The sequence below is a fragment of the Anabaenopsis tanganyikae CS-531 genome, from assembly GCF_029891675.1.
GTDB classification, from domain to species: Bacteria; Cyanobacteriota; Cyanobacteriia; order Cyanobacteriales; family Nostocaceae; genus Anabaenopsis; species Anabaenopsis arnoldii.
The window spans coordinates 1-10413 of sequence record NZ_JANQDF010000025.1; the positions used below are offsets into that span (position 1 = coordinate 1).

A 10413-nucleotide genomic window follows, 5' to 3' on the forward strand; every position below is an offset into this window, starting at 1 on the left:
GGGGATGCTGTGCTAAAAATCTTGTAATTTGAGTTATACCATCCTCATCAGGATTGAGGATAACAGTGGTTATACCTGGTATAACACCCGCAGCGAGGGTTTGATAGTCGGATACAGTGGAATCAATAAATACAATAGCCACGGGGGTAAGGGTGTTATGGGTAGTAGATAGCATGGGGAATGGCGGGGGTGTAAAAATTCAGGTTTTGAACTGGCTTAATTACGCTTCATAGTACAAAAAATACCATAATTAATTTAATTTTAAATAATGTAATTAATTTTTTATAAAGCCTTTTTCAGTCTCATGAAGTACACACCAATTCCCAATTCCCAATTCCCAATTCCCTATTCCGGTGTTCCGGTGTTCCCTCAAACTAAAAAAAATGTACCTCACGAGCATGGGAAATGCTAGATTTAAATATCAATTATACTATTGAGGTAATTTTGTCATCTATCCTAGGGCAGATATTTGACAAGATAAATCATCTTAATATCCAATCAAGTCGATCGCCGTTAGTTGTGGTTATTAATGTGAGGATTAATACCTATGGTTTGAGGGGCGATCGCCCTTACTTTTATTATTAATGTGAGAATTAATACCCAGTCTGATTTAACCCTCAACCCTCAACCCTCAACCCTCAACCAATAATCATCACTCAAATACCACCGTCCTATTAGAATAGACCAATACCCGATTTTGCAGATGTAACCGTACCGCTCTAGCTAAAACCACCCTTTCTAAATCTTTACCCTTCCTAATTAAATCCTCAACCTCATCCCGGTGACTAACTCGCACCACATCCTGCTCAATAATCGGACCCGCATCTAAATCAGGTGTAGCATAGTGAGCAGTAGCACCAATAATTTTTACCCCACGTTCAAAAGCTCGGTGATAGGGATTTGCACCCACAAAAGCCGGTAAAAATGAATGATGAATATTGATAATTTGGGGAAACCCAGCCACAAAATCAGCACTAACAATCTGCATATATTTAGCTAAAACTACCAAATCAATCTTATATTTCTGTAGTAGTTCTAGCTGTTGGGCTTCCTGTTCCGCCTTATTATCTTTAGTAATAGGAATGTGATAAAAATCAATACCAAATTGCTCTGCTACTTCCTTAAGTTGACCATGGTTACTAATAATTAAGGGAACCTCAGCAGCGAACTCCTTAGCTCTTTGTCGCCAAATTAAATCAAATAAACAATGGTCTTGCCGACTCACCCATATAGCAATACGTGGTATAGTATCAGAAAAATGTAATTGCCATTTAGCATTTAAAGGTTGAGCGATCGCATTAAATGCAGGGCCAATCAGCTCTCGTGGTAAATTAAATCCCTCTAACTGCCATTCTATCCGGGTCAGAAATAATCCAGCCGAAAAGTCCGTATGTTGGTCTGCATGGATAATATTACCACCATTAGCATAGATAAAGTTGGCAAATTTGGCAACTAGTCCTCTCTGGTCAGGACAGGAAATAAGTAAAGTGGCGGTGGGTTGGGTCATGTACTAGGTTGATGTTTAATTTTTCTGTCGCTGCTTTTTATGTTTTAATGTGGCGATCGCCTAATTTTTAATAAGTTCATCTTCTGAGTTTGTTTGAGCCTCACTATTATATTTTGGTTCTTGCCATTCTGAAACTTCCCGATTTACAGCATTTTGAAAATCTGTGGATACAAGTATGACATTTATCTTACCATTTTCTTCTTGATTCTCCTCAGTTTGAGCATATAAAAACCGACTGTTAAAGTCAGAGTTACCTAAAATTAGTTGGTGTGTCTTCTGGTTTTTCAACTTAATATTAATCCTGGCCAAGGGTTGACTAAAACCAAATTCCTCTAATTCATTAGGTGTAACTTCTAATGTGCGATCGCTTTCACCATTAACTAATAAATTCGTTAAGTAAGCAACGATCGCATCATTAGCTGGTTCTATGGAAGGAGATGTTAACAACCATTGCGGTTCTGTTGATGGGGTGCGGCGTTCTAAACTGACGGTGACATCTTGTTTCTGAATGGTCAAAGATTCTATATCATCTTCTGTAAAGGTAAAAATTTGCTGCTTTTGCGCCTGTAATTCTTCTCCCTGCGTTGTACCTTTAATTTCATAGAAATAGACAAAACCACCCAAACCCAGAGCCAGAAACATTAAAACTAAAGTTGTGCGTGGTAATTTCATATGTCTTGATTATCTCCGCTTCCACCAAATAATAACCGCCGTTACCAACCCCAATAATGGTAATAGTAATAAAGATGAAAGTGCTAACATAGTGGTTTGGAAAACGCTCAAGTTAATCCGGCGATTTCTGGGTTCCTTGGGACGAATAGAAAGGGGTTGTTGGTCTTGTTGACTTAACCAAGTCACCGAGTTAAGAAACACATCCCCATTTAGTTGCTGTTCAAATAAGCCATCAGTAGCAAATTCCGAATCTCCAATCACTACTAACCGGGATTCCATCCTCGGTGCTGGGGGTTTTTCTTCCCCTTCAGTGGGTGTGGTTGGTATTGTTTTAGTCAAAGCCACACCTAAAGTCAGAGGTCCGGGGATATCTGTTTCGGGGTTAAACTCTAATTTTTCGCTTTCCTGGTCGCTTTCAGCCCAACTGTCAGGATAGGGTTTAGTTTGTAGTAAAATAGTTGATTTAATTCCAGCTACAGGGTTAATTTCTAAAGGTCTTGCTAATCGATAAAAGGAAATACCATTACCAAACTCTTGCGTAATAGGATGTTGTCCATAATCAGTGACAATCGGAACAGCTGGGCCTAGTCCTACAGCAGATCCAGAAACATCCACAGCTAAACGATTGTCTAAAATAACACCCCATTCTTTAAGTAAACCCTCAAGATTAGTCTTAGTATTGGGGTCAATCATTAATAGGACATTTCCACCACCATTCAGATAATCTTGTAAGGCCTTGACCTCGCTATCAAATAATTCTCGTTTAGCACCAGCTACGACTACAACAGATACATCTTTTGGAACTTGAGATTTTTCTCCTAAATTCAGTGGTGAACCACTATAATTTATATTGCTTAATCCCTGAATGGCTTGTGAAATTCCCCCTTGACCTGATGTTAAGGAATGTTCGCCATGACCTTGCACAAAGTAAACTGGAGTTGTGCTTGTACTGTTAACTTGTTGCAGACGATTTGTTAATCTAATTTCTGACAACCGTTCATTGATATTTAGTTTTTGGACTAATTGGCGGTTATCTCCCGATTCTAGGTACACTTCCCCATAATCTTGAACACCAAATTTGTTTGCTAGAGTTGGTCTAGCTTGGGGGTCTACATACTCAAATTCAAACTTGGAACTTTCTCGCCCATAGTTTTCTAGTAGTTCCTTGTCTAGGGGATTTCTGTTAACATCAAATACCCATACTTTAACTGGTTTTTCTAACCTCCTGACTAATTCTTGAGATTGAGGTGCTAGGCTAAATAATTGGGTTTCTGTTAAGTCTTGACGCAGGTAATAACGAGTGCCCAAAAAGTTAAGTAACCCCACAATTGCGAATACAGCTACAATGACAATCACAGCATTAGCACCTGCTTGGGTGGAACGACTATTCCACCATTGATATTGCTGACTTTGCAATACTATCCACAAACTAAGGGTAATAGTTCCTGCAATCAGGAATATCAGGGGGATGATTCCCCAGGTTTCCGCCACTATTCCAGATGTTAACCCGACAGCAAGTAAAAATAATCCTAAAAAAAATAAGTATTTTACCGGTTGGTTTTTTTTGATAATTTTCATTTGTAATTACTGATTAGTCATTGGTTCCCTAATTACCGCCGCCCAAAACGCAGTGCATCAATTGACTGGGCCGTGAGAAAAATACCCAAGAATATATAACTACTGAATAAAATCACGGCGCTGCTATCGAAAATACCTTGAATCAGAGTATTGTAATGTTTTAATAATGAGAAATGACCTATTATTTCTCCCATAGTTCCACCCATCCCCTTAGCAATCACATCAACAAACAATAATAATAAAATTACCGCGAAGGTGAGGACAGCAGATAAAATAGTGCTGTCGGTCAGGGAGGAAATAAACATTCCTAATGATAATATTGCCGCAGCTAGTAAAATTAAGCCCAAATTCCCTAGTAAGGTAATTGTGGGCGACATAGGTGGGTTAGATGCACTGATGGCGATCGCCTGCAAGATGAATAAGGGTACAATCAGAGTAGTAAAAAATGTGAGTACACCTAATAATTTACCCACTGCTACCGCCCAGTTAGTCACTGGTGAGGTGGCTAACAGTTCCAAAGTACCCAGCTTGCGTTCTGACCCATACAATCCCATAGACAGTATTGGTAAGATAAATAACAGTAACCACCCCAATCTATCCAGGAATGCACGGATAAACTCATAGGGGACATCTATAGGTGGGATTGGTATATTTAGCTGTTGTCCTTGGAGGTCGATTTGGGCAACTGTTGGTAAAATCCCATCAGGCCCTACTAAAATTGTTACAAAGAATAACCCCGCTATCAACCAAAATACACTGGCGATCGCATAGGCAAAGGGAGAGATAAAATAACTCTGTAACTCTCGGCGATAAATAGCAATAATATTACTCAGCACTATACCCATTAAAGCTCCTTAGTTTGGTGAATCTGAATCTAGATTTTTTTCTGCTGTAGTCAATTGCAAAAATACATCTTCTAGGGTAGCGCTAACACGTCGCATTTCATGTAATCCCCAACCCGCAGTGACCAATGTTGCAGCAATATCTTTTCCCGCTTCCATTCCAGGTTGGGAAATTACCCGCAAGTGAGCGCGGTTGTCATCACATGGATGATTACTAGAAACAGATTCTACCAGACTTACACCGGGGATATTTTGCAAAGTTTGTGTTGCTAAATCACCATCTCCCTCAATTTCTATTTCATATGCTGACCCACCTGATAACTGGGTCATCAGGTTTTCTGGTGTATTCGTGGCCACAATTTTACCCCCGTTGATAATAGCGACACGGCTACAAGTCATACTCACCTCCGGCAAAATGTGGGTAGACAGAATAATGGTGTGAGTACCAGCGAGACTTTTAATTAAATTGCGGACTTCAATAATTTGTCGGGGGTCAAGTCCCACAGTGGGTTCATCTAAAATAATTACTGGTGGGTCGTGGACGATCGCTTGAGCAATGCCGACTCTTTGGCGGTATCCTTTAGATAGTTTGCGGATAATTACTTGGCGCTTATCTTCTAAGTTACAGCGTTTAATCGCTGCTGTCACCTTCTGGGGGCGATCGCCCGCAGGAACACCTTTAATTTGTGCGACAAAATCTAAGAATCCCTCCACGGTCATTTCTGGATATAACGGCGGTGTTTCCGGTAAATAACCAATGCGTTGACGAACTGCGAGGGAATTTTCATGAACATCAAAGCCAGCAATTGCGGCTTTACCCTTGGTAGCTGGTAAATAACCCGCTAAAATCCGCATGGTTGTAGTTTTACCCGCACCATTGGGTCCCAAAAATCCTAAAATTTCCCCTGGTTCAACCCTAAAGGTAACATCATCAATAGCTGGGGTAGAACCGTAAGTTTTACACAGATGTTCGACTTCAATCATCGTTCTGCTGGCAAGAAGAAAATCAAATAGAGAATACCCAACAATCTTAGATCACTTGGGGAATTGTCCTCATCTCAGGTACTGGGACTGGAAATTAAGTAACATACAACAAAAGGTTTCTCACCTCACCTCGCTTCTGACCTGTATCAAATTCTCCCTTCTCCTTGCTCAGGAGATGGGTTGGGAGTAAGGTTGTATATTTTATCAAATCCGCACTATGTCCAACCAACGCAAAATTCAAACTATATACACCGATGGCGCTTGCACTGGTAACCCTGGTCCTGGGGGTTGGGGTGTAGTAGCTTATTTTACCGATGGCGCAGTTCATGAAATGGGTGATGCTGTCAATTATACGACTAATAATAAGATGGAGATGACAGCGGCGATCTCAGCTTTAAAATTCTTCCATGAATATCGACAAAGTGAACCCATTACCCTGTATACCGATAGTGAATATCTGATTAAGTGTGTCACCAAGTGGTTACCAGGATGGAAAAAAAAAGGCTGGAAAAAGGCTGATGGTAAACCCGTCCAGAACCAAGACCTATTAGAAATTCTCGATCAACTGAATACTCCACAAATAAATTGGCAGCACGTGCGCGGGCATTCTGGTAACATAGGTAACGAGCGCTGTGATGTGATTGCTCGCTCATTTGCTAGCGGTCAAATCCCATCTCTACAAGAACTATCTCCTACTGATTCCTATAAATCTTTACATTCTTTAGGTGAAGGCGACAGGGAAAAGGTAGCCTGTTATGAATCTAAATCTACAATAGTTCACAAAAGTACACAAGAACACAGTACTTTTATGTCAGATATGAATGCCATGGAACCATCCACTGTAACAGATGCGGCCACAAATGAAGAACAACTATCGACAACAAGGGTCAAACAACTGAGAAACTTGGTGGAGACTCTGCGTATAGCTGACGAAATTGCCGAAAAAGGCTATTTAATTACCAGTTCGGAACTAGCAGACTTGATGGATGTCCACGCCAGCGCCGTCACTAGTCGGGGAGACGAGTGGCGCTGGCGCAACTGGATTGTGTCACGGGTAAGACGAGAAGGAAATCAAATTCTCTGGGAGCTAGAACGAGGCGATCGCCTAGAAACGGAAAATGAAATATAACTAAGCAATCAGTTATACTTCCTCCCTCGCCATTCCCTGGGGGTGCGCAATGCTGAAAGGAAGATTCGGAATACAGCTAGGGGGTCAGCTAAGGGAGAAAGCCAAAATAACCAACCACCTTGAGCAGTTTTGCGATCGTAAGAAGGTGCGATCGCAAAAACCAGAGCAAAACGAATAACCAACAGAAATACATTTAACCCCAATAATAGGGGTGGGGAGGAAACTAACAAGCAAGTAGGGACAAGGAATACAGGTAAACCTTGCACTGCACAGAGTAACCATAAATCGCCCCACACTTGACCAGGTAAAGATGCGTCTTTTAAATCCAGACTGCGACCCCATTCCTTCCAAGTTTCCCTTGCTCCCTCATACATCCGCACTTTCAGCACCTGGGAGCCATCCAGAAAACCTACTTTAAACCCTTGCTGTGCAATATGTCGCGCCAAGGTGACATCATCACAAAAAGAACTACTAGCACTAGTATAACCACTGACGGCAGCCAAAACAGAACGGCGACACAAAAAGCATTGACCATTAGCCATCACCCTTTCCGGCTGGGTCGTGGTAATTCCCGCCGGGTCGAAGCGATAAAGCAAAGTCATTAATAATGCCGGTTGCAGCCAGCATTCACCGGGATACTTGAGAATGAACTGGGGTGAGAGGGAAATTAAATCATATCCCTGGGCCTCTGCGGTTTTCACCAAACTAGCAACTAGTCCCGGATGTGGTTGGGTGTCAGCATCCATCCCCAGAAACCACTTACTTGCTTCGGAACTATACAAAAATCCGTTATGTAAAGCCCAGGGACGACCTACCCAATTAGGCGGTAAGGGGTCATCTGTGATTAACCGAAAGCGCGGATCTTGCTGCTGTGCAGTTTTCACTAAGTCCGGGGTTCCATCTTGGGAATTACTGTCTACAACAATAATTTCCCGCACTTCGTAACTTTGGCGGCTTAAGCCAGATAACAGCGGACTAATACGCAGGGCTTCGTTAAGGGTGGGAACTACAACGCTCACACTACCGAGAAGTTCCGGTGTTGGCTGTTGGGGTGATATGGGGGGATACCTTCTTGGCCCCTTCAACAGACGGGAAAGTAAAATCGCCGTTGCTGGTATTTGAATAAGTAGCAATAGAAAAGTTATGACGCTTTCTACTGTTAAAGCGTTTTCCACAATAAAAATATCTAGCAATGAAAATGGTGATTACACAAAAAATTGGGCAGGAGACATGAGTTTTTCCTTGTCTTCGGTAGTCTTCCTGTCCCCTAATTTTATTTCAAGGCAACTTCGATGTTTGCCACTGAAATTTGGTTGGTGGTTGATTGGGTATCAGTTTGGTTAGATACTGCTGACCCTTTTAACCACAGTGCTAGCGCAGGGGCTACTCCTAGGAAACAGCCCAATACTACCGGGATGGAGAATCCCGCCGCTAAACTCATGACTGTAGCAAAGCCAAAGTTGGCTAAATATACTACTAAGGGTAAATTCAGCTGCGATCGCTCAAATTTGATGGGGTTGTTTTTCCATAGTAAGGCGGAGACGGTCATAAACACCGCACCAGTACCCCACCAACCCGCAAAGTTTTGATAAGGCATTCCAAAGAAAGCCCCCGGTTGATGCCAATACCAGAAGGGTAGAGAAGTTTGGCTCATGGCAGGATCAAGCACAAAATCCCAGGAAGTCAACAGCAAGGAACCTAAAGCAATAGCAACAATATGTCGCCACCAGCCCGGTTTTGTGTCCACTTCTAACCCAGCACGGGCTAGTAGGTATGAAACGCATCCCAAATAAAACCATGATAGGGGAATTGTGAAGGGCACTAAACCAGAAATTTTATAGCCCAAGCCGCTCAAATAGCTATAGTGACCGAAAGGAAATCCTGTACTGGTTCCCAGTAGTTCACTGGTCAGGGAAATCAATATTGCTGGCAGCATAAATGCCAAAATTCTCCCTAACCCCAAGGTGCGCAAACCATACAAAAATACAGCTGCGGTTCCCAAGATCATATAGACCACACCACCTCCCGCCATACTCCACTGCATGGCAGTTTGTCCAATTTCAGAGAAATGGAAAATTACTTCGGCATTCGGCACTACTATTAGTATGCCTACCAATCCAAAGACCATTGACACGATGTGGCCAATTAGGCCTACGCGCTCCGCGATTACAAGTTGTTTCATGATCAGTCCTTAACAAGATGTGACGTGTGGCTGCTGGGCTGTTAATAGTTTACAAATATTTACGCAAATATTTAACTAGTTTGTACCATTATTCCCCTGGAAGTTGTTAATTTTTCTGAGTAAGTGCATCATAACCTATTGAACTTATACTGTTAGCAGCCAATTACGGCAATCATGGCGGGTGAGAGGATGATTGTTTTGCTCACTGGTGACGACCAACACGCGATTCACGAACAGATCAAGCAATACAAAGCAAAGATTGATTTTCAATCTCAAACCCCTTAGTTGTTTAAGTCAGTCAAGGAGAGTTGGTTAATTCCTCAATTAGATGAATCAATTTTTACTTTGAGTTTGTATGCTTGCATGATCTTCTGAATAAAAATCTGTTTTTATCTTATAGCCTTTGTCAGTCTAGTGAGGTACAGTAACAACAATGGGTAAACCAATTATAAATATCCTCTATAGCCTTTTTCAGGTTCATGGAGTACACACCAATTCCCTGTTCCCTATTCCCTCAAACTAAAAAAAATTGTACCTCACGAGCATGGGAAATTCTATATTAAAGACAGATTAGCTCCCGATTCATCAAGAAATATAAGGTTTTCAGCAGGTATGCCCTGAAGCTGATGCCAGAATTCTACTCTTAATGATTGAACTCTTTGGGTCTCTTTTTCGGAGGCGTGCAATGTTTTTTTTTAGGCTAATTTCCATCTTCTGTAACATCCGGTCTACTGTAGATATACCAATTGTTATTCCTGTTCTTTCTTGAAGAATTAAGCGAATTTCTCCCAAGGTGGCATCATTCTTGGCTTCAACTATTTCTTGGAGAATATTAAGTTGTTGAGAATTTAGCTTTGTAGGAGTTTGTTTTGTCCTCCGTTTAGGAGCAATACTTTGTGTTTCTCTATATTGCTTTAGTAATTTCTCCACAAAACTTAAACTTACACAGAATCTTTTTGCTAATTGACGTTGTGATATTCCACTTTCCAAGTATGTATCAAATATTTTTTGGCGAAAGTCGAGAGAATATGCTTTCATTTTTACCATTAAGTAGATGGACAGCCTTATCTTAATCAGTGTACCTCATTAGACTGGGAACCGCTATATCTTGCATCACTGGGAAAATATAGCAACCGCCAAGGAGGTTAGGACGCAAAAAGGGCATCTCGTGCGGATTCGACTTTTTAACCAAGACCAACATTTTTCAATCTGATTCAGGTCTGGAGAATAAGGTGGTAGAACACGTCACACCCTGCATCCTCAATCAGTTCTTGAATGCGCCCACCTTTATGAAATGTGGCATTATCCATCACCACAACCAGTCCCGTTTGAGTGTGGGAAGCAAACAAGTTTCAAGCCAAGTCTCAAATACTATTCGATTACACGCACCCTCAACAGTGAAAGGAGCTATCAGCTGATGGTTACACAGCGCGGCAATTATGTTCACCCGACCTTCACGACGACCTGATTTAAGTGCATGGAAGCGCTGTCCTTTTGAGTTCCAACCGTAATCATACTG

11 protein-coding genes and 1 pseudogene are annotated in these 10413 nt (G+C 41.6%); 2 read left to right on the forward strand and 10 right to left on the reverse strand.

Annotated elements, in window-relative coordinates:
* The coding region (locus NWP22_RS02510) for a DUF4347 domain-containing protein (RefSeq protein ID WP_271731599.1) at positions 1–175 on the reverse strand (175 nt) is incomplete at its 3' end.
* Positions 176–444: 269 nt separating this feature from the next.
* Between NWP22_RS02510 and NWP22_RS02515 the strand changes: the two genes are divergently transcribed.
* Positions 445–585: a hypothetical protein gene (locus tag NWP22_RS02515; protein WP_280801472.1), complete on the forward strand. Its 141-nt coding sequence runs from the start codon at positions 445–447 to the stop codon at positions 583–585.
* A 67-nt stretch (positions 586–652) separates the two neighbouring features.
* Here the strand turns inward: NWP22_RS02515 and purU are convergent, their stop codons facing one another.
* Genes purU through NWP22_RS02540 form a run of 5 tightly spaced genes read right to left on the reverse strand, consistent with a single transcriptional unit; the run spans position 653 to position 5583 of the window.
* On the reverse strand, positions 653–1507 hold the full coding sequence (gene purU, locus NWP22_RS02520; protein WP_271731594.1) for a formyltetrahydrofolate deformylase: 855 nt from the start codon (positions 1505–1507) through the stop codon (positions 653–655).
* Positions 1508–1567: 60 nt separating this feature from the next.
* A complete protein-coding gene (locus NWP22_RS02525) occupies positions 1568–2179 on the reverse strand; it encodes a DUF4340 domain-containing protein (RefSeq protein WP_271731591.1) in 612 nt (203 codons plus the stop codon).
* Positions 2180–2188: 9 nt separating this feature from the next.
* Complete coding sequence (locus NWP22_RS02530; RefSeq protein ID WP_280801473.1) at positions 2189–3757, reverse strand: GldG family protein; 1569 nt, start codon at positions 3755–3757, stop codon at positions 2189–2191.
* Between the two features lie 32 nt (positions 3758–3789).
* Positions 3790–4602, reverse strand: coding sequence for an ABC transporter permease (locus NWP22_RS02535; RefSeq protein ID WP_271731589.1), 813 nt, complete (start codon positions 4600–4602; stop codon positions 3790–3792).
* A gap of 9 nt (positions 4603–4611) precedes the next feature.
* A complete protein-coding gene (locus tag NWP22_RS02540) occupies positions 4612–5583 on the reverse strand; it encodes an ABC transporter ATP-binding protein (RefSeq protein WP_271731587.1) in 972 nt (323 codons plus the stop codon).
* Positions 5584–5800: 217 nt separating this feature from the next.
* Between NWP22_RS02540 and rnhA the strand changes: the two genes are divergently transcribed.
* On the forward strand, positions 5801–6712 hold the full coding sequence (gene rnhA / locus NWP22_RS02545; protein ID WP_271731586.1) for a ribonuclease HI: 912 nt from the start codon (positions 5801–5803) through the stop codon (positions 6710–6712).
* 8 nt (positions 6713–6720) lie between these two features.
* On the opposite strand, the gene cruG is transcribed toward rnhA, so the two are convergent.
* The 4 genes and pseudogenes from cruG to NWP22_RS02565 form a co-directional block, all read right to left on the reverse strand.
* On the reverse strand, positions 6721–7887 hold the full coding sequence (cruG, locus tag NWP22_RS02550; RefSeq protein ID WP_271731585.1) for a 2'-O-glycosyltransferase CruG: 1167 nt from the start codon (positions 7885–7887) through the stop codon (positions 6721–6723).
* 98 nt (positions 7888–7985) lie between these two features.
* A complete protein-coding gene (cruF, locus tag NWP22_RS02555; RefSeq protein ID WP_271731583.1) occupies positions 7986–8894 on the reverse strand; it encodes a gamma-carotene 1'-hydroxylase CruF in 909 nt (302 codons plus the stop codon).
* Positions 8895–9497: 603 nt separating this feature from the next.
* Positions 9498–9932, reverse strand: a complete 435-nt coding sequence (locus NWP22_RS02560; protein ID WP_271731581.1) for a helix-turn-helix domain-containing protein — start codon at positions 9930–9932, stop codon at positions 9498–9500.
* A 132-nt stretch (positions 9933–10064) separates the two neighbouring features.
* Positions 10065–10413: pseudogene (locus tag NWP22_RS02565) on the reverse strand (IS630 family transposase); the annotation flags it as partial.

Bases quoted from the DNA above. Each gene is read 5' to 3' on its own strand.
- rnhA (WP_271731586.1), top strand. From the start codon at position 5,801: ATGTCCAACCAACGCAAAATTCAAACTATATACACCGATGGCGCTTGC.
- NWP22_RS02540 (WP_271731587.1), bottom strand. From the start codon at position 5,583: ATGATTGAAGTCGAACATCTGTGTAAAACTTACGGTTCTACCCCAGCT.
- NWP22_RS02535 (WP_271731589.1), bottom strand. From the start codon at position 4,602: ATGGGTATAGTGCTGAGTAATATTATTGCTATTTATCGCCGAGAGTTA.
- purU (WP_271731594.1), bottom strand. From the start codon at position 1,507: ATGACCCAACCCACCGCCACTTTACTTATTTCCTGTCCTGACCAGAGA.
- NWP22_RS02530 (WP_280801473.1), bottom strand. From the start codon at position 3,757: ATGAAAATTATCAAAAAAAACCAACCGGTAAAATACTTATTTTTTTTA.
- cruF (WP_271731583.1), bottom strand. From the start codon at position 8,894: ATGAAACAACTTGTAATCGCGGAGCGCGTAGGCCTAATTGGCCACATC.
- NWP22_RS02525 (WP_271731591.1), bottom strand. From the start codon at position 2,179: ATGAAATTACCACGCACAACTTTAGTTTTAATGTTTCTGGCTCTGGGT.
- NWP22_RS02560 (WP_271731581.1), bottom strand. From the start codon at position 9,932: ATGAAAGCATATTCTCTCGACTTTCGCCAAAAAATATTTGATACATAC.